The organism is Thalassotalea marina, from assembly GCF_014656435.1.
Taxonomy (GTDB): domain Bacteria; phylum Pseudomonadota; class Gammaproteobacteria; order Enterobacterales; family Alteromonadaceae; genus Thalassotalea_C; species Thalassotalea_C marina.
Genome location: NZ_BNCK01000004.1, coordinates 290,078 through 310,601 on the forward strand (window position 1 = coordinate 290,078; position 20,524 = coordinate 310,601).

General features: G+C 38.1%; 14 protein-coding genes. All 14 read right to left on the minus strand.

All coding sequences use genetic code 11. The annotated features are described in order from the left end of the window. Nucleotides 1-29: 29 nt before the first annotated feature. The 14 genes from IE199_RS10535 to IE199_RS10600 all read right to left on the minus strand — a co-directional run bounded on the left by IE199_RS10535 (nucleotide 30) and on the right by IE199_RS10600 (nucleotide 20,352). Nucleotides 30-332: a PilZ domain-containing protein gene (locus IE199_RS10535; protein ID WP_189770086.1), complete on the minus strand. Its 303-nt coding sequence runs from the start codon at nucleotides 330-332 to the stop codon at nucleotides 30-32. Between the two features lie 88 nt (nucleotides 333-420). Next, nucleotides 421-4,305 carry an ATP-dependent RNA helicase HrpA gene (gene hrpA / locus IE199_RS10540; RefSeq protein ID WP_506054838.1) on the minus strand — a complete coding sequence of 1,295 codons (3,885 nt, stop codon included), beginning with the start codon at nucleotides 4,303-4,305 and terminating at the stop codon, nucleotides 421-423. 129 nt (nucleotides 4,306-4,434) lie between these two features. After that, a complete protein-coding gene (locus tag IE199_RS10545) occupies nucleotides 4,435-4,848 on the minus strand; it encodes a CBS domain-containing protein (protein WP_189770095.1) in 414 nt (137 codons plus the stop codon). A 97-nt stretch (nucleotides 4,849-4,945) separates the two neighbouring features. Continuing rightward, nucleotides 4,946-5,740 carry a hypothetical protein gene (locus tag IE199_RS10550; protein ID WP_189770097.1) on the minus strand — a complete coding sequence of 265 codons (795 nt, stop codon included), beginning with the start codon at nucleotides 5,738-5,740 and terminating at the stop codon, nucleotides 4,946-4,948. Between the two features lie 5 nt (nucleotides 5,741-5,745). Beyond that, nucleotides 5,746-6,219, minus strand: coding sequence for a CreA family protein (locus IE199_RS10555; RefSeq protein ID WP_189770099.1), 474 nt, complete (start codon nucleotides 6,217-6,219; stop codon nucleotides 5,746-5,748). Nucleotides 6,220-6,503: 284 nt separating this feature from the next. Then, nucleotides 6,504-7,757 carry a serine hydrolase domain-containing protein gene (locus tag IE199_RS10560; protein ID WP_189770101.1) on the minus strand — a complete coding sequence of 418 codons (1,254 nt, stop codon included), beginning with the start codon at nucleotides 7,755-7,757 and terminating at the stop codon, nucleotides 6,504-6,506. Between the two features lie 85 nt (nucleotides 7,758-7,842). Beyond that, nucleotides 7,843-8,868, minus strand: coding sequence for a helix-turn-helix domain-containing protein (locus IE199_RS10565; RefSeq protein ID WP_189770103.1), 1,026 nt, complete (start codon nucleotides 8,866-8,868; stop codon nucleotides 7,843-7,845). A gap of 173 nt (nucleotides 8,869-9,041) precedes the next feature. Then, nucleotides 9,042-10,079: an isoaspartyl peptidase/L-asparaginase family protein gene (locus IE199_RS10570; protein WP_189770105.1), complete on the minus strand. Its 1,038-nt coding sequence runs from the start codon at nucleotides 10,077-10,079 to the stop codon at nucleotides 9,042-9,044. A gap of 93 nt (nucleotides 10,080-10,172) precedes the next feature. After that, complete coding sequence (locus IE199_RS10575) at nucleotides 10,173-10,556, minus strand: VOC family protein (protein WP_189770107.1); 384 nt, start codon at nucleotides 10,554-10,556, stop codon at nucleotides 10,173-10,175. A gap of 14 nt (nucleotides 10,557-10,570) precedes the next feature. Continuing rightward, the gene (locus tag IE199_RS10580; protein WP_189770109.1) at nucleotides 10,571-11,113 is read right to left on the minus strand and encodes a DUF3087 family protein; all 543 of its coding nucleotides are present in this window, start codon (nucleotides 11,111-11,113) and stop codon (nucleotides 10,571-10,573) included. A 1-nt stretch (nucleotide 11,114) separates the two neighbouring features. Continuing rightward, on the minus strand, nucleotides 11,115-13,040 hold the full coding sequence (gene recD, locus IE199_RS10585) for an exodeoxyribonuclease V subunit alpha (RefSeq protein ID WP_189770111.1): 1,926 nt from the start codon (nucleotides 13,038-13,040) through the stop codon (nucleotides 11,115-11,117). Beyond that, the gene (gene recB / locus IE199_RS10590) at nucleotides 13,037-16,564 is read right to left on the minus strand and encodes an exodeoxyribonuclease V subunit beta (RefSeq protein ID WP_189770113.1); all 3,528 of its coding nucleotides are present in this window, start codon (nucleotides 16,562-16,564) and stop codon (nucleotides 13,037-13,039) included. The genes recD and recB overlap by 4 nt, the downstream gene beginning before the upstream one ends. Then, entirely contained in the window at nucleotides 16,564-19,863 is a 3,300-nt protein-coding gene (gene recC, locus IE199_RS10595) for an exodeoxyribonuclease V subunit gamma (protein ID WP_189770115.1), read from the minus strand. The genes recB and recC overlap by 1 nt, the downstream gene beginning before the upstream one ends. Before the next feature lie 162 nt (nucleotides 19,864-20,025). Next, nucleotides 20,026-20,352, minus strand: coding sequence for a hypothetical protein (locus IE199_RS10600; RefSeq protein ID WP_189770117.1), 327 nt, complete (start codon nucleotides 20,350-20,352; stop codon nucleotides 20,026-20,028). Between the last annotated feature and the right edge of the window lie 172 nt (nucleotides 20,353-20,524).

A 20,524-nucleotide genomic window follows, 5' to 3' on the forward strand; every position in this document is an offset into this window, starting at 1 on the left:
TTCGTTACTCCCTTTAGTTAACTTTAACGTTAATCTATCTCGGCAATATTAATTCCAATAAGGTAGTTATCTGGCGTTTCTTCGGTAACACGAACAACCTTCCCCTTTACATCAAGCGGTTGAATTGTGTTGCCAGAAGAGTCCATACAAACTCTAACATTGGTATTAATCTCAATGGGATGTGTCATCTCAATGGCCATTCCAGTTGCACTTAAATCTCTGCATGTCGCGACTAAAGTACTGTTAATTTCATCGTCTATAATTGTTACGGTAACATCACTGTTTAACATCATACGATAAAAGTTGCGCTTATCGTCATAACTTACAACCATCACCACTCCAATATACTTGATTATTAATCCCTCTACTTTTATACGGGAGCGAATATGTCATGTCAATTAGGATTTACATTGTAAGCGCTTAACCCGTCAGTTCTTTAATCCTTTGTTTAATGCGCTTAGCCGAGATTGGGTAAGGTGTTTTTAGGTTTTGAGCAAACAAAGAAACACGTAACTCCTCTATCATCCACTTTATTTCTACTAGCTGATTTTCTTCAACTTTGTTTCGTTTTGATGCCGCAAGTGCTTGCTTGTATTGCTCAGCTACTTTGTCTATTTCTAAGAGTTTCAATCTATCTTGATTCGGGTCGATAGCGAGCTTTTCTAAACGACGAACAATAGCCTTTAAATAGCGTTCAATATCTTGGACACGCTCATAGCCAGATTCTGTTACAAAGCCCTTAAAAACAAGGGTTGATAGATGCTGTTTTATATCACCTTGCGCTTGGATTAGATTTAACGAGACTTTACCCTTTAGTTTTTTGTTAATGTCATGACTTAACGACAAAACACGTTCTACTTTAATCGCTAACGCCAACACGGCATCGGCTAGTTCAGCTCGAACAAATTCTTTAGCAGCAATAAACTCGGCTTTGTCGCGTGGCTGTTCACCTTGTTGTTTTACTAAATAATGACAAGAAGCCAAAATACAGTCGTTTAATAAATCCTGTATTGAGCCAAACGGATTGAAGTACAAACCAAGCTTTGCTTTATTTGGCAACTTTTCTTGTAAATATTTAATTGGTGAAGGAATGTTTAGCAAGATCAAACGTGCAATACCACTTTGCATCGCTTGCTCAGCTACAAGTTCATCTTCAAACAATTCTATAGCAACTGATTTTTTATGATCAACTACTGCAGGAAATGCTTTTATCGTAAGATTGGCCACCTTTTTTTCATAGTGTTTGGGCAGCGCATTAAAATCCCAAGTTTGAATATCAGCTCGTTCAATACCTTTGTCAGCCACTTTTTGAATGGATGCTTTTACTTTACCTTGTAAGGTTTCTTTTAGCTTAATTAAGTCACGACCTTGTGCTATTAACTTCCCTTTTTCATCGACGACCTTAAAATTCATCTTCAAATGTGCAGGGATTTCAGCGTCAAACCAAGCATCTTCTTCCAACCTAACACCCGTCATACGCAACAGTTGCTTAGCAACAGCCTGCTTAAGCGACACACTACTCATTTCAATGGCATCTACACATGCTTGTGCATAATTTGGTGCGGGAACAAAGTTACGGCGTAACGTTTTAGGTAGTGCTTTGATCAGAGCCATTATTAATTCATAACGCAATGCCGGAATTTGCCAATCAAACCCTTCATCTTCAACTTGGTTAAGAATACCTATTGGAATATGAACACTGACGCCATCATCGTCTTCACCAGGTTTAAAATGATAAGTTAGTGGTAAGGTTAGATTATCTTGAGTCCAAAAATCTGGATATTCATGTTTAGTAACCGATTGTGTTGACTCGTTGAGTAAAAACTCTCGAGTAAAGTCGAGTAATTTAGGCACTCGTTTTTGTTCTTTTTTCCACCAAGATAAAAAGCTGCGTTGGCAAATTACATTACTCGGTAGCTTTGACTCATAAAAGTTGAACAACAGTTCTTCATCCACAAGAAAGTCTTTACGTCTGGCTTTTTGCTCTAACTTTTCGACCTCTTTAATTAGATCACGATTACGATTAAAGAAAGCTTCATTGATATTAGCATCTTGGTTGACAAGTGCTTCGCGAATAAAAATATCACGACACGTGGACGGTTCAATTTGGTTAAAATTAACTTTTCGTTTACCAACGACGATTAGGCCATAAAGCGATACTTGCTCATAAGCCATTACAGCACCCTGCTTTTTCTCCCAGTGAGGTTCGCTGTAGCTTCGTTTTAATAGGTGCTCAGCCATTGGCTCAATCCAAGTCGCATCTATTTTAGCAACATAACGAGCGAACAAACGGCTAGTTTCAACTAACTCCGCTGCCATTAACCATTTAGGTGATTTTTTAGCGACCCCAGAACCAGGGAAGATATAAAAGCGAGAATTTCTCGCTCCTTTATATTCACGGTTTTCATCAAGTTGACCAATATGGCTCAATAGCCCAGATAAAATAGCTTGATGTACAGGATCGAAATTAACCTCATCTTTGCTCAAGTCTAAAGAAGTTAACTTTATTTTTTGCTCTTTGAGCGTCATACAAAGTTGAGCATATATATCTTGCCATTCTCGAATACGAATATACGACAAGTACTCTTTTTGACAGAGTTTCCTAAATTGATTGTTACTTAAACTTTTTTGCTGCTCTTTGATATATTGCCAAAGATTCAAGAAACTGATGAAGTCAGATTCTTTATCTTTAAAACGGCTATGTTTTTCATCTGCTGCCTGTTGTTTTTCGTGCGGTCGTTCTCTTGGATCTTGAATACTTATTGCACTGACAATGACACAAACTTGCTCTAAACAGCCTAAGTCAGTAGCAGTAATGATCATTTTAGCTAAGCGAGGATCTACCGGATAAGCGGCAAGCAACCGGCCACTTGGTGAAAGTTTCATTCGCCCTTTATTTGAGGTAACTGCAGCTAACTCTTCAAGAAGACGAACACCGTCCTTGATATTACGATTATCAGGAGACTGCACAAAAGGAAACTGCTCAATTGAGCCCAAATCTAATGACAACATTTGCAATATTACTGTAGCAAGATTGGTCCTTAAAATTTCCGGATCAGTAAATTCAGGACGAGACAGATAATCTTCTTCTGAATACAAACGAATACACACACCTTCTGAGACGCGACCACATCGACCTGCACGTTGATTTGCACTTGCTTGAGATATAGGTTCAATGGGCAAACGCTGAACTTTAGTGCGATAACTGTAGCGAGATATCCGAGCGGTACCTGGATCTATAACGTATTTTATGCCTGGTACAGTTAAAGAAGTTTCTGCAACGTTAGTAGCTAAAACAATATTTCTACCTGTATGTGGTTGAAATATCTTGTTTTGCTCTTGTACGGTTAACCTAGAGTACAAAGGTAATATATGCGTATGAGCGAAATTTTGTTTTTCTAGTGCTGTTGCTGTATCCCGTATTTCCCGTTCGCCATTAAGAAACACTAAAATATCACCCATGGGCAGATCTGATAAATCTTCTACCGCATTAATAATACCTGAGATGACATCACTATCTTCTTCCTGTTCAGATAGTGGTTGATAAATAATATCAACAGGATAGGTACGGCCAGAGACCTCAATAATCGGGATCTCTTTTTCTTGAGTCGGTTGAAAGTGTTTAGCAAAACGCTGAGGATCAATAGTCGCTGAGGTAATAATGACCTTTAAGTCTGGACGCTTAGGTAAGATTTGTCTTAAGTAACCTAAAATAAAATCGATATTTAGACTGCGCTCATGAGCTTCATCAATAATGATGGTATCGTAGCGTCGCAACAATCTATCGTGTTGCATTTCAGCTAGTAACACACCATCAGTCATAAGTTTAATATAACTGTTGTCACTCACTTGATCAGTAAACCTAACTTTATAACCGACAAGGTTACCCAATTCACTATCAAGCTCTTCTGCAATTCTGGCAGCTACTGTACGAGCTGCAATACGTCTTGGTTGTGTATGGCCAATTAAACCATCAATACCACGACCCAGCTGTAAACAAATTTTTGGGATTTGCGTCGTTTTACCAGAGCCAGTTTCGCCGGCAATAATAACAACTTGATGTTCGTCGATGGCTTTAGCTATGGTGTCTACATTTTCAGAGACAGGCAAACCGTCTGGGTAAGTAACTTTAACCGTTTGACTGATTTTTGCTTGTTTAATAGCAATTGATGCATTGATTTGTTTTTCGATGTCAGTTAACACTTTTTGTCTTTTGACATCATTTTTGATTTTTTCGAGACCATTTAACCGACTTTTAAACAACGCTTTATCGGCCAGACGCACGTTATTTAGCATGCTAAACAATGCTTTTGAAGTTGTAACCTTATTAGAATTTTCAGGGGAAAGTTGATCTGCTGACAAAATAAGCTCTAGGAAAAACCAAAAAGCTTATTTTATCAATTAACTAATTTAATACCAAGTGAGTATTAACGCTTAACGAGAAATCCTGCTACGTTGGTGTATATCAATTGCCCTTAAAACGTCGTTACGGCAAATTGTTCCTAACAAATGTCCGTCGTCATCAACTACAGGATAAACTTTAGGTTTATTGCCAAGCATTTGTTGCGCTAACTCAACAATACTATCGTAGGGTTTTACTGACAGTACATCTGGGCGCATTAGATCAGAAACATCAGACATATGTTCGCCATAGTAACTCGTTTTAAGCATAGTCGCTAACACGTCACTTTCTGATAAAAAACCAACCAATTGCTTTTTATCATTAATAACGGGACCACCAATTTGTTTGGTTTTTAAAAACCTCAATGACGCCTCTTCAATTACCATTTCGGGGGCAAAGGTCACAGGATAATGGTTCATATAGTCGGAAACTTTCAACGATTCCATAAGTTAGCCCTTTTTAACTATTCTTGTACTTTCTCTCTAAGCTTAGTCACAAAGTAAAATTTATTCCCATAAATATCATCTTATTATGCAAAAAATTTTATCCTTGCTGATATATGAGTTGCAGCGCATGTCCTTGGCTTTGGTTTAGCGTTTTACTTACATCTTTATGCATCGCTTTAAACACAGAACGTAAATGTGCTTTCAAATGAGTCGTTACCTCTGACACCGGGACTTGCTTTAATACACAAAATATCGCTAAGGCGTATAGCATGTCATTCTCCGGCAAAATAGCTTGCCTGTTGGCATGCGGGTTGTAACAAGATCCACACCCGCCCCTAAATTGATAAGCTGTATTGGCAAACATTACGCCAAAGCCCATGATGCAGCTTAGTACGTCAATCGCTGCTGGGATCATATTTTGCCCCCCAGGCGGTGTACTTTGACTTGCGCGGATCAATACACTTGCCAGCTGCTGTACCAAAGTTGCAATCATGTCCTGAGGTTGATTAACCTGCGAAGGGTTGTAACCAATTTGAATAATATTAAGGTGATCGGGCAACAAAATCTGACTGTTATTGTCACGAAGTTGACCAGAACATCGAATAGTTGGTACTTGATGCCCTTGCCACTGCTGAGGGTTCACTAAAAGAAGCGGCCAGTGTTGCATGTTGCTATATTCAACGGTTTTAGCAAATATATTTTGTGCCATCCCTTCAATGCTATCAACCCGACCAGGGTAATATTTATTATTTGGTAAAACTAAACAAGTGTGTTGCTGAAATGTTTGATGTCCAAATTCAGTAATAGCCCATGCGACACAATCAAATAACCAAGCTTTGGTATCGGCATCAATTACAGGTTTTGGGGTAAATAGCGACTTAATTAACTTCATCTTATCTAATTTGCCTCAATTGGCGTTGATAATGCACTCGTGCCATATAGTGGCACCGTTGACAATGAGTGATGGTGACTACCTGAAGATTCTTTTGTCGAATAAGACAAATAGATCAAAGTTTGATTTTCAGCATCATAGATTCGTCTAACTTTCAAACTCTTAAACAAAATACTTTTAGACTCTTTGAATACGACCTCACCATTTTTAGACTTATCAATCGACATGATTTGACTTGCAGTGATGTCTCCTGTTTGACGACAAGCAATGCTCATGTCTGAAGGATCTGCAAAATCAAGATCTGCTTCAATGTGGCTTATATGGCATGTTACGCCGGGTATCTTTGGGTCTTTTTTAGCGACTACAACAACGTCTTTTGTAGTAAATAGCCCAAGACTGACTTTGCCTACATCATCAGAACATGCAGATATTAACGTGAAAGTAACTAGCAAAATTGCAGATTTTGTTAAAAATTTCATGTTGAGTTTTTCTATCAAAATAATTCTTTAGACTTATAACAGAAGAATAATTACCAAGTAAAATTTTTTAGTCATTTAGTTTCTCGTAATATTCAACAAAAATCGAGCGTGAAGCAAACTAACACCTTAAGCCAAAAGACGCTTTAATTCTTCCCCAAACAATAATGTAATTTGTTTTTTAGATCTGCACGTAAATATAATGAGTAACTTAAACAAAAAAGCACACAAGAAGCGGCTCTATATGTGCACTTTAGAGTTTGTTTAAGCAAATAAGAATTAAAAGATCATTCCGATTCTAGTGCTCGAATAAATAAACGGGCGAGTTCATAAGATACTTTGTTAAAATCTCGAAAATTTTGAGTTTTGAAATTAGCATTGATTGCTATCGACATATGGTATTTAGGTAGTACCATCAAAAAGCTTTGTGACCCAGCACTTACCCCACCATGGTGCATATATAACTGTTTTTCAAAACCTTGCCCTAAGTCTAGTTCATGTATACGCCAGCCTATTCCATACCCTTGATGATTTTCAATACCACTATTTAGTCTTTGCACTGTCCAAAATTCATCACGCACTTTTGCTGGAATAAAATCATCATTAAGAAATGCTTGCCCCAATTTAACTAAATCTTGCGAAGTTGAAACCCAGCCTCCAGCGGCCAAACGATGACTTAAGTCAACACTCATCCACGTTTTATACAGTTCAGGGGCTTTTTCATCTCTCCAGTAAAAACTAGCTAATTGTTTAGGCTGATTATGCGGCGCTTCAAACGTTGTACTTTTCAATCCAAGTGGTTCTAAAACATTCTCTTGCATATAAATTTGATAATTTTTGTTAGCAGCCTCTTGCATAACAGCACTTAGAAGTACTGTACCTAAACTCGAATATTCAAATTTCTCGCCCGGCTCAAACAACAATTCGCTATCATCAAACAGAGTTAATGCATCTTGAACATTGGTGAAATGTTCATCAGCTTTTAAAGTTGTTAACTTGCCAAAAAATTCTGTATTTTGGCCATAATGAGGCAAGCCTGCAGTATGTGAGGCAAGCTGTCTAGGTGTAATCTTGTCCCATTTAATGTTCGGTAAATCTTTTAAATAAGTTTTGATCGGGGTATCTAAATTTAGTTTCCCCTGCTTGATTAACTTCGCTAAACCAACAGAAGTAAGCAGTTTAGAAGTGCTACCGACTCTTAATTGTGTTGTAGGTGTCATAGCTATTTGTTTTTCTATATTCGCCCAACCTACACTACCAGCCCATACCTTTTCACCATTTATTGATACCGCAGCCGTATATCCTGGAGATGAAACAGCAATGTTATGTGATAGCAATGCTTGAATTGCTTCATCTGCTGTTTTTTCATATCTGCTATTAAAAACTAAGCTTTGTTGTGGTTGGTTTTGTGGTTGGATTAAATTTGGTTTGCCTATCATCGGCACTTTGCCTTTGTACATTAAGGCAGAATATACAGGCCAAACAAAATAGCCGCTTACAATAAGTAAACACAGGCTACTCAATATAATTCTATTTTTCATATTAACTTCCAAGTATTAGAGAGGAAGTTATAGTGCTGAAAAACCAGATTATTTTCTTATCGATATTAAAAACATCTGATCAATTTTAAAATTGATTACGATATTGAGTTGGTGTGACCCCTTTTAGCTGTTTAAACGCACGATTAAATGGAGCTATCGAACCATACCCACACTCTAAGGCTAGAGTAAGTACCGGAATTTGTTTTTTATTTGGATCTTTTAGTTGTTCGCAAATATAAGGAATTCTATAACTGTTTAAGTAGTGTGAAAAATTACTAAATCCTAATTCTTGATTAATCACTACTCTAAGTTGATGAGAAGGTAAACTTAATTGTTTAGCCAGCTCACCAATGGTCAGGTTAGACTGCAAAAATCCACCATTAGCCATCCATTCATTAAGTTTTTGGACACACGCACTTTCATCCTTAACGGGTTTAGCTGAATCGAACGGAACAAATTGGAACTCTTTTACAATTTTTAGCAAATACATTCCAACAAGCACAAAGTTAATCAAACTATTCCCGAAACTAAACTGCCAAGAATTACGAAAATCTTTGAGAACAAACTCGAATACGACAAGTGCAATCATATAACAAACACACATTACTACGAGCAAAAGTCTGTTATTACGACGTTGATTATTTAAGTCGTCAAAGTATTCGTTTAAACATAAATAGATAACAACAATAAATGTAACAATACCAATTGCATGATTAACGTCATGCATGATGCCGTAGCCACCTATAACTAAAAAGAAATAAACTAACCAAAGTAAATAAGTAACAATTGGCACTAGCACCAAAATGTTTGTATTTGACAGGCTAAATTTAGGATTTAACAAACTTAGTGCAAGCCATAATATGACAAACGGTGTGACATCGGTTAACAGTAAAAGAACGTGTCGAATACCGCCATAGTGTTCATTGTCTATAGGTAACGTTAATAGGATATACCCGATAATACATATCAAAAAGCCAATAAGTGGGTATGTAATATTTGAATTAATACCCTTAGCTCTTCGTACAACGAGGATAAGTGTGCAAATCAGAATGCCTATCGATGAAAAACGAAAAAACAGATCAAAAACTTGGATGCCAGACAAAGTAATCATTAAAAATTAACACCTAAATAAAACAACAGATGCGTTGAATAACATCCACTAAACACAAAAATACAAATTACTTTTAACAAGATTGAAGTTTTTGGTGGTTTTGAGTTTAACGATAGACTAAATCAAAACGACTATGCTTTGCTGTCAGCAGCTATGCTGACAGCATTAAAAAATTAGTCGTTTTTGAATATACCAACTTTAAACTCACCTGTTGAAGTGCGACTAGCTCTATACATGCCTTTGGTATTAAATGGCATAGAAACATTACCTTTTGTATCAACGATAATAACGCCACCAGTACCACCAACGGGTAATAACACGTCGTGAATAACTTCATTCCCTGCTTGTTCGATGGTTTTCCCTTGATATTGCACACGTGCACAAATATCAGCAGCAACGTTATAGCGTATAAAATACTCGCCATGACCAGTTGCTGATACCGCACAAGAATTATTATCAGCAAAAGTACCTGCACCAATTATTGGTGAATCGCCGACTCTGCCATAGCGTTTCATTGTCATACCGCCTGTACTGGTTGCAGCACTAATATTACCAGCTTTATCTAGTGCAACAGCGCCAACAGTGCCAACTTTATACTCGGTATCTAGGCTTTGATGAGCAGCTTGGTAGTCTTTGTTTTCTCGCTCTTTTTTGAACTTTTCTTTTGCTCGTTGTAACGCTTTATAGCGACTTTCTGTATCAAATAGCTTGTTGTCAACTAAAGGCACACCATGTGAAACAGCGAACTCTTCAGCGCCAGCCCCACTTAACATGACATGCACAGACTCTTCCATCACCAATCGAGCCAAATTAATTGGATTTTCAATATGTTTTACACCCGACACTGCACCAGCTTGGCGATTTTTACCGTACATGATTGAGGCATCCATTTCATGAGTTTCATCATAGGTATAAACCGCGCCTTTTCCAGCATTAAAAAACGGCGAATTTTCTAATATATTTACGGCTTTTGTTACTGCATCTAAACTACTTCCACCTTGTTCTAACACCTTATAACCAGCGTCTACCGCTTCTTGCAGTTTTGCACGATAAGCCTTTTCTTTTTCTGGGGTAAATTTGCTTTTACTGATGGTACCAGCACCGCCATGAATAGCGATAGAAAAGGGAGTATTGTCCTTGGCTAATAGTTGAGGTGAAAAAATAAGCGACAATGCCACGAGTGCGCTATTAAATGATGTAGATTTATCCATATTTTTCTTCTTTTTAATTAATACTGGTATACCAGTCTACCGATATTTTAACTAATGTAAAAAAGGAGTACTCGAAAGTACTCCTTAGTGTCGTTAACTTTGTGTTACAGCAAAATTAAAGACATTTAGTTTATTTCCATCTAAGTCTCTAAAATAAGCCGCATATACGCCAGCTAATTGACGAGGACCTGGCTCTCCTTCGCACGTAGCGCCTAACGAAAGTGCTTTTTGATAAAGTGCATCCACTTTATCAGGCGAATCTACAGATAAGGCTATCATGACACCATTGCCTACAGATGCACTTTCACCATCATAAGGTTTTACAACACAAAACGCCGGTTGTTCAGGAGAAACTGCCCAGGCGATCAAACGATCTGACTCCATAAACCGAGTAGCGCCCAGAGAAGCAAGTAACTGATCATAAAATTGCGCCGCTTTTTCGATATTGTTTGTTCCTAACGTTACGTAGCCAATCATGCTTTATCTCCTTGTCAAAATTGAGCTAATTGTGCCTTATCAAATTCATAGTTTTCAAATGAAATATGGTGACTCTCAGCAAGTTCTACTACCTTTTGATGATCATTATTCACCTTGGTCATCGTTAATGTATTATCGTCTAGCTGATAAACTTGCTTTAAGCTTTCATAATAATAATTAAGTATTCTCATCGCATCAGCATCATGTTGTTCAAATGCTGCTTTGTTAATCTTACTTAGTTTTCGATAAATTAAGTTCTGAACCTGTTTGACCTGCCAAACATAATAAACCTCAGTAAAATAGGTCGTTTCTCTTAAACGGTGTAAAACTGCGCCGCTAACAACTAAACCGACGATTACACCAGCTAAGTTAAATTTAAAATTACTGCGCGGCTCTTCTCCTTCAGCAAGGGTTTGGGGAATATCACCGAAAGTAAATAGCTCAATAAACAAGGTACCAAATAAAATTGATTGCGCAGCAAAACCTAAAACAAAGCCGACAATAATGCGATTCAGTTTATGGCGGTAAGTAGATTTATCGATAGATTGAAGTTTCATATTAATTTATATCTTTGATTCCAGAAAAACGTTTAACTTGTGCCTCAACGGCCTGATTCCAAACTGAGCGATTACTCATTAATGAAAAGTTCTTTTTAGCTCGGGTAATACCTGTATAAATCAATTCACGAGTTAATAACTGACTGTCACTCGTTTGAGGTAAAACCATAACAACGTGTGAAAACTCACTGCCCTGTGTTTTATGGATAGTCATCGCATAAACAGTTTCAAACGCAGGTAACCTAGAAGGCAATAACGCTCGGAAGCTACCATCAGGTTGTTCAAAATACGCCATAAGTTGATCTTCTTCATTGCGCCAAATCAAACCTATGTCGCCATTGTACAGATCTAATCCATAGTCATTTGTTGTGATCATTATTGGCTTACCGTGATACAAGCGCGCATTAAATGGTGACATGCGCTGCTCTAACGCTGCGTTGATTTGCTCAACACCCGCTTCTCCCACACGCATTGCGCATAATACGCGAAATTCAACTAACAATGAAAACGCTTGAGGTAAGTTTTCTGCTGTACACACTGCACTGTACCGCTGATATGCCAATTCAAGCATGCCTTCTTGATCATCGGGTGAAATAAAGTTTAACTCGTGCTCAACGTTTAATTGGCCATGCTGAACAAGTTGCCAGCTTTGTTCGCTTTGGCCTGCAATGACTAACTTTGACAATTGACCAATACCGCCGTCCCCGGCAAAACGTCGGCTAAAAGTTAAATACGTTAAATAATCAAGCGGCTCTTTCTTTGACACAGGAAATGATTGAAACGAAGTAGTTTTAGCCAAATAATTAGCATTTTGTTGGCTAAATTTAGCCGTGGTAGAAGGCGTTAAATCAGCTAAAACACTACCCGCTGCCACCGATGGTAATTGCTGGGCATCGCCTAACATAATAATTTTACAATGCGGAGGGAGTGCTCTAAACAGTCGCGCCATCATGGGCAAATCTACCATAGACACTTCATCAACTAATAACACATCAAGTTTTAATAAATTGTGTTGATCATGTTTAAAGTTTACTTGGTTGGGTATTACACCTAATAAACGATGTAATGTTTGTGCTGTGGTTGGAATTTTATCTAAAATATTTTGATCAATAATGCCTTTAAAACCAAGTAAAGCATTAGCGATAGATTCTGATAACCGTTGTGCCGCCTTACCAGTTGGTGCTACTAATTTAATGATCAAGTTATCATCAGCTAACATAGCCAGTGCAGCCAACAACTTTGTAACAGTGTAGGTTTTACCTGTTCCTGGACCACCGGCAATAACAGTGAAGGTTTTATTTATCGCATTAGCTACAGCAACTTGTTGCCAGTCTATATCAGCTTGTGTTGATGAGTGCTCAGATGCAGTTTCAGGAAACAGTGTTGAAACGATGTTTTGATAACAAGCTAGCTCCTGCCCTGAAGGTAAAGTAAATTGCTGGTTTTTTGCTTTTAAAAAACCAATCACTTCTTGTTCAAAAGTATAATAACGCCTTAAATACAAACTGCCGTTTGATAGTACTAAAGGCAATTTTGCTTGTTCAATTTGTGCTACTTGCAACAGTAATGCGTTTAATCTTTCCGCATTGTCAAAATAAAACCCTTGATGAGTGATATTGCCAAATACATCGTTTTTTCGGCATACACATTGTGATGCTATTTCACTGATCGGTAAACAGGTGTGCCCAGCTCGAAGTAAACGATTTAGCTCAACGATTAAATGAAACAATTGCGCTTGGTCTGCATCGTTGATCACATTGTTTGCATCAAAACGTTTAACTACAGTTGGCAATAGACTTTTAGCCAAGAAAAAATCAATTGCTTCGATGCCAAATAGTTTTGCTTGAGCTTCAGCAAAAGTTGAATACGGCAAATATACTTGCGCTGATTTATTAGGCTCTACTACAACATCTACTGCATTAGTCATACTTGTTCTCCCAATAAATCTGCACCAGACGCTTCACCTAGAAATATTTTATCCAAGGCTTCCACATCTAGTAGATTACTTGGACAAAAATACATACCACCATTTTGATCTGCAGTCTCTTTTGATACACCACGTAAATACAAGTAAATCACGCCACCAAAATGCTGATGAGCTTGATAATTAGGCAAAGCATGTTTTAGATAGCGGTGCAGAGCAAGTGCATAGATGCAGTATTGCAAATCGTAATGGTGTTGTTGAATATCATTGGCTAGTTCTTTAGCAAGGTAATCTTGATACTGCCCTCCTAAATGCGTCGATTTGTAATCACACACGTAATATTTACCATTGTGCTCAAATACCAAATCAATAAAACCGTGCATCATGCCTTTTAACGTTGAAAACGAAGGTAACGCAATTTGGCTGCCCAAACGTGACAACTGAAAATGCTGTTGCATATCGCGGCGATGAGACGATAAAAAGTCACTTATCTTTGCGGTAGAGACTTTATTTAAAGGAAAATAAAACTCTACTTCCTTTAAACAACTAGCATTAGATAATTGAGCCAAGCAAAACGAATCATCATTTAGTTTAAAACGGCAGGTAACAATTTGCTCTAGCCACTGATATAAATCTTCCACTTGGTACGGTTTAGGTAACTCACCATATTTTTTCAACGACCATTCACTACTTGTTGGCCAGTCTATGTGTTCAAAGTCTGTATGCTCTAAAATATCGTGAAGCAGATTACCAGAACGCGCTCCCTTCTCTAAATCAAAGCTTAAAGTTGCAATATCACTTTGATTCATAATCGAAGAATCTATTTCATTAACCATATCATCATTTCGAACTGGCAATGAAACACCAATATCACGAATATTCCTGCTTAATGCGGTAAATGAGCTTAACCACCAATCTCGCTCAATTTTTGCGTTAAACTCGCTAACTACTGGCGTTATCTCGTTACACGTTGATGAATGTTGTTGAACCGTCGCAATTGGTTGCGCTATGGTAACTTTTATATCATGTGGGAGTTCACTCGCTAACTGCTGTAAACTCTGTTCAATATCTTCATCCGCTTGCCAGGCCAAGGTTTTACCTAATGGCGACGCGTGATACTTGTCAAATGCTGTAGTCAACAAATAACATTTTTGCTCGGCTCGAGTTATTGCGACATACAACAAACGAATGGTCTCGGCATATTGCTCATCAGCCATTGCTTGATACGCTTTAGCATCACCCGACAAGCTAACTCTTTCTATACCTTGTTCGTCATGGTACTTGATCAACTGACGTGTTTGATTGCCAAAACGAATAGGATCCTTGTGCCGTGTAGCAAAAGGAATAAATACATAAGGATATTCAAGACCTTTACTACCATGCTGAGTTATGATCCTGATCAGATCGGATTCACTTTCTAACCTAAGCTCTACCTCGTTATCACCGCTCTCTGTCAATATTTGTTGTTCGAACCAATGTAATAGTTCCTCTGGCTGCTTTTTTTGCTGGCTCGCGTGTTGTAAAAGTTCAAATAGATGCAATAAGTTAGTCAAAGTACGTTCTTGGTTTTCACCACTTACCACAAAAGATTCATGCATCAGTTTGAGCGCCATAGTAATAAAACCTTGCTGCTGCCAAACCTGCTTTAACTGCTCAAAAGTGATTTTAAGTGCTTGCCATTGATTATCATCATGCAAAAGAGCAGCAAACTCTTGCGGCGTGTAGCCAAATAAATGATTGGCTATGGCGGCGCTGAACAATCTTTCATTTTCGACATGAAAAATCCCTCTAAGCACGTTAAGTAAATCGTTTGCATGTTCGCTTTGCCACAAATTAGCCCGATCACTTAAATATACGGATGACAAACCTGCTTGCTGAAGTGCCAATTTAACATCGGCAGCTTCTGTACCATCTCTAACTAACAAAGCGATATCTTTAGCGCGAACACTTCGTTGAGTATCCGCTAATATTTCTGCTATTTCATTGGCACACCAATTGGCCATCACAGAACGAAATGTTTGAGCAACAGCCTTAGAGCTCTCATTAGGAAAAACAATAAATTCTAAGGCAGGTTCGTCCAGTGTATTATGCGCTTTAGGTGAAGCATTAACTGGCTGATAATCAATGCCATAGCCAAAAACAGGTTTAGCATCAAGATGTAATGAAGCACCATAAAACAAGCGGTTGTAACTGGTGATCATAGACGCACTTGAGCGCCAGTTAGTATCCATATTCCAGCAATACGTAGCTTGTGCTCTTGCCGCTAAGTAGGTAAAGATATCCCCACCTCTAAAGCCATAAATCGCTTGTTTAGGATCCCCAATCATCATCAGGCCAACGTTGGGCTGTTGATAATAAAGAGACTTTAAAATCGCATATTGATAGGGATCGGTATCTTGAAACTCATCAACAAGTGCAAATGGGTATTGTGCTCTTAGTGTTTGGTTTAACGCCTTGCCTGTATCCGTGCCCAGTTTATCGGCTAAACACGTGATCAAATCATCAAAATCTAGTGCATTTTTTAGCTGCTTAGCTTTTTCAACAAGTTCATTAATTTGTGGCAAACTTTGCTTAATGAAAGCAAAAACTCGGCTTTGTTCGATGTTTTTTAGCAACTTATCTTTGTCTACTTTGATTTCGCTAACTTCAGTAAAAATCGCTTTTATTTCATCTTTCACCTTTGAGCGGGAAAATCGTTTGCCATCGATAAAAGCAACAGGCATGGCTTGTTGACAATGTTGATAATCGTCCCGGCACGCTACCAACCAATCGATTAACTGCTCATACTCTTCAATGCGTTTTGCTTTTTCTTCGCCCTTTTTTGTGTCAACAAGGTGCTCAAACAAAAATGCTTGATGAAGATGTAATTGATTAATTGCACTCGCTGCTTGTTGAGTGAACTTGTCGATAATCGACACTTCATCCACTAACTCAATCTCACCATTAAAGCCAATCAATTGCCCAAAGGTTTGATTGAAGTGGTTTGGTGTTGGGTAAAACGCCATTAAACGTTCGGCTTTATCTAGCGAAACCAAGGCAATTTGTCGATACCAATCTTGAATAGCTTGTAAGTTAACATTAGCTTGATCACCTTCTAAATTGGCTTGAAAAGACATTCCTGTGCTAAAAGCATGTTGGCTAAGTACTGTTTTACAAAAGCCATGAATGGTGTATATCGCCGCCTCATCAAGAAATAACAGGGCTTTTTTTAACAGCACTGCTGCATCTTGTTCGCTGATTTTAGTTGATAATGCTAGGAAGAAAGGATCGTTTTGCGTCAATGACGACCAATTAACTAAAGTATCGCGTATCGCTAGGTCAATTCGACCTTTCAACTCTTCTGTTGCATCCTTGGTGAACGTCATCACTAGGATTTGTTGCACCGTCAGTTTTTTTTCTAGTAAAAGTCGTAAATAAATGCGCGTAATATTGAACGTTTTACCTGTACCAGCACTAGCTTCAATTAAATGAATGTTCTCTAGTGGCATGTCTTGTACAACAAGTTGTTGTGCTTTTTTATCTTGCATTACTGCTTCTCCACAACAACTGCATTGAAAATATCGAGGTAAATATCGTCAAACACACAAGCGATATCGTCCAATTTTGGTGGATTTGGGAAAAAATACTGCATGTAAGGATCGTTAACATAGCCAGCCGCTTGATTGGCGTCTAACCAAAACTTATCCAAATGACTTTGTTCAAATTTTTTCTTGCTAAACTTTTCATATGCCAAATTTGCGTTAATCAAAAGTGGCTGAGATTGACCCTTTAAATACCATTTAACGATATTATTTAATGTAGTGCTATCAGTATGCTGGCATTTAGCTACGACATTTTGCTGTGCCTTGCTATTAAAATAAAACCCTGTAGCACCATTTAAGTCATGACGATCTTTTAATATCAGTAGTGATAAGTACATGGATAACACATCAGATGCCTTTGGTGTGCTGCTGCGATACACAATTAATTGGTCATCTCGCTGAACACCTTTAGCGCTAACTTCAACTTCAATGGTTGCTCCACTATCCAGTGTTATTTTTAACTGAATTGTGTGCTCAATTTCAATTAAATCGTTTGTTGATTGCTGCTCGATATGATCAAATAAAATGTGAGAATCGGTTAGCAGCTTATCTAATTCTGCTTCAGTTGATGGTAGCTCAGGAAAATGCCCTGTTAGTCTTGCATAATGTTGCCAATACGCTAATCGAGAAGAAACATCGCCTGATTGCTTATTCATCACTAAATCATTAAGCGACACTTGCTTTAGTAAATATTTACTGAGGTGATCAGCAGCAAAAGGCTCTTCATCACTAAGCTCAATAGCCGATGTATCTAAAAATAGAGATAGCTGTTTGTTTGCAAAGTGTTTTGCTGGATGATTGAAAAACCTGACTAATTGTTCAACGGTTAAACTAATTTTATCGCCTACTTGTTCAGGCAATATCTCTGAAAAGCCAATAGTGCCTTTTTCACTTGCCGTTTCGTTTTGTATTTGTGGCGATATTCGAAGCCAATTTTTGTCAAAACTTGCGTACTTTCCTTGATAATTGGCCAAGCTGTAAGGCTGCATTGCTAACTGCCTAATGTTGGCTGTTTTTCCATTGAAACATTGCCAGCCATAACCAGAAGCTAAGTATTCCATTAATTCAGTCAGTACAATTGACGCTTGTTTATCTTTGTTATTTTTTATGTTTTTACCTTGGTAACTAAGATAAAGCGCTTGTCTGGCTGAAATAATAGCTTCTAAAAATAAATATCTGTCGTCACCGCGACGCGATCTATCCCCTAAGCGCCCTGCACTTTGGCTCATTAAGTCAAAGCTATAGGGTTGTCTTACACGCGGAAACTCACCGTCATTTAAACCTAATACTGCAATAATTTTAAAAGGAATACTGCGCATAGGAACCATAGAGCAAAATGTTACTTGGCCAACCATGAACTGCCTTCCGGGATCTGGCTGGCTGAAATGATTAGTTAAAAACTCGCGTACTATCGCAAGTTCGATTGGTTGGTCAAACTCCCCATCGTGACAATACGTTAATAAATCTTCTAGAGCTTTATCGATTAAGTCGACACTGTCGTATTTATCGTCATAAAAGCTAGATACCATACTCTTCAAGTAAAGATGCCACTCTGTTGGCGTGCGAGGCGACGTTAACGCTTGACTGAAAAGTTGCAGCCTTTCTAATACCTCTAGTAACTTACCTAACAATAATGTGTCTGAGCTTTCTACATTGGGACATAAAAGTACATCATCAAAAATAACTTCTTCATCGCTGTAAGCAATACCTTGTATTAGGCGCTCAATACCGTATTGCCAAGTAAACGTATTGCTAGCCTGCTCTAGTCCAAGTATCTCTGCTTTGTGCGCTTGATCACGCCCCCAGTGGATATGCACCTTGTCCAGCCAATAGACGATTTTATTTAGATCTTCGTCACATAATTGGTGTTTTTCTTGAATTGATGCAATACGAAGCCAAGAAATAATTTGGCTAACTTGAAAACGACTATCTGGTAAGGTAAGTAACTCGGCAAACGAGGCGATAATCGGATCGGCATCTATTAATACTCGGTCTGCGATAGAGCATGGTAATGGTGGCACATCATCAGCAATATTTTGCCAGCCTCGCGTAAACACCGCATTTACGTATGGCGCATATTCTTCAATGTGTGGACACATGACCAATATATCTTTAGGAGTTAACGTTTTATCTTTATTGAACTGATGCAATAACCAATCATGTAAACCTTGAACTTCTCGCAAAGCGCTATGTGAACTGGTTAACACGATAGAATCATCTTGCTTATCTATTGGCTGACTACGTTTATCAATCAATTGCAAAATATCTTGTTGTATCATCCCTAGAACAGATAACTCAGTATCACAACGGTCATCAACTGTGCTAAATGCTTCAATATTCATGGTCGCATGTCCTTGCACCATAGATAGAAACTCACGGCCTTGCTGGCCTAAATTGGCTAACAAAGGATTACCAACCGATTCATTCATTTGGGCTAAGTTATCTGTCCAAGCACTGATACTTCTCATTGCTTGCTTTTCAGTGATAAGGTCACCCCAATAGGAAAAACAAGGGTTAAGATGGAAAAAATGTACTTGAGTATGTTCACTGAGAGCTTCTATAAACTCTAACCACATAGGCGCCATGGCATTAATACCAAAAAAGCTAATGCGCTTAGGCAAAACCTCGCTATTATCCGCTAAATGCTCTATCGCACGTTTAACCAATGATTCAGGATTGTATGCTTGTTCTCGCGTTAACATTTGCCACAATTTACGCTGCCACGGCTCTTGTGCAACAAAACTTTCGCTCATCATTTTTTCTGACACGGCTTGTTGATCATGCCAGGCGTTTATCCAATCTGGGCGGAAAACCAAATACTGCTCGAACAAGTCTGCCAGTTCACAAGACAGTTGATAACGTTTTAATGGGTCTTCGGTGCCATCTTTTAACCAATATTGTGTCACTTCGGTAAACACTTGGTCTTCTTTGGCTTCATCTGTACCAAGTAAGGCAAATATCCGCCATGATAGCGCTTCTCTAGAAAAAGGATCTTGCTCTGCGACAACCTGTTCAGGTGTTAATTCATGTACTAAATTCCATAAAAATTGTGCAGGTAATTTATAGCTAAAGTTAAAGCTAATACCCTGACAATTTGCCAGCGACATACTAAGCCAATGCTGCATACCAGCATTTTGAACAACCATAACTTCTTTAGCAAAGATAGGCAGTGGTGAGATAGTCTGAATTTTGCTGGCAAGTTCAACCAGCGTTTCCATTTTATTGGCTGGATAGAGGTAGATCACAGTGAAATATCTTTGTTATATTTTTACTGTAAATTTAAACATATCCCCTAGCTAAACGCCAGAAATTACCTTGCTGTAAATTTCAATTGGCTTATCGATAAACAAATTAATTTTACCAAAGGCAAATAAACTGTTTTACGCTTTTGAAAGGTTCAACAAAGCTCAACGAATAAAATCTAAGTGTTTTTGATAAAAGTCGCCTACCAAAGATAAGTGTGTTCTTTTTCCAGAAATCGCATGGTAAAAACCTTGGCACCATAACAAAGCAACGCCTAAACTCAGTACCCAACCAATAAAAGGAATTAACAGAAAAAGTGCCGCGGTCAAAATTAACCCTAAGGAATCTCTCAAATGAAAGCGTGCAAAAGAAGATTTATGGTTGCCATAAATAAACGCGGCTACTACCCAGCCAATAACAGTTACATAAGCCAATACTGAAACCAGCTTGGCATCTCCATAACATAAACGTGAATTAGAATTGATATTCATAAGCAGCTCCAAGTTTATTACTACAACATAAAGGTAACGCGTTACCTAAAAACATATCCATTGTTTACTATTTTAAATTTAGAGAATTTTTAAACTGTAAACAAATGTTAAGCTGTTACTTTAATGTTAAAACTTGATAGAAATGAAGCTATACAACTGTATTCATTAGTTA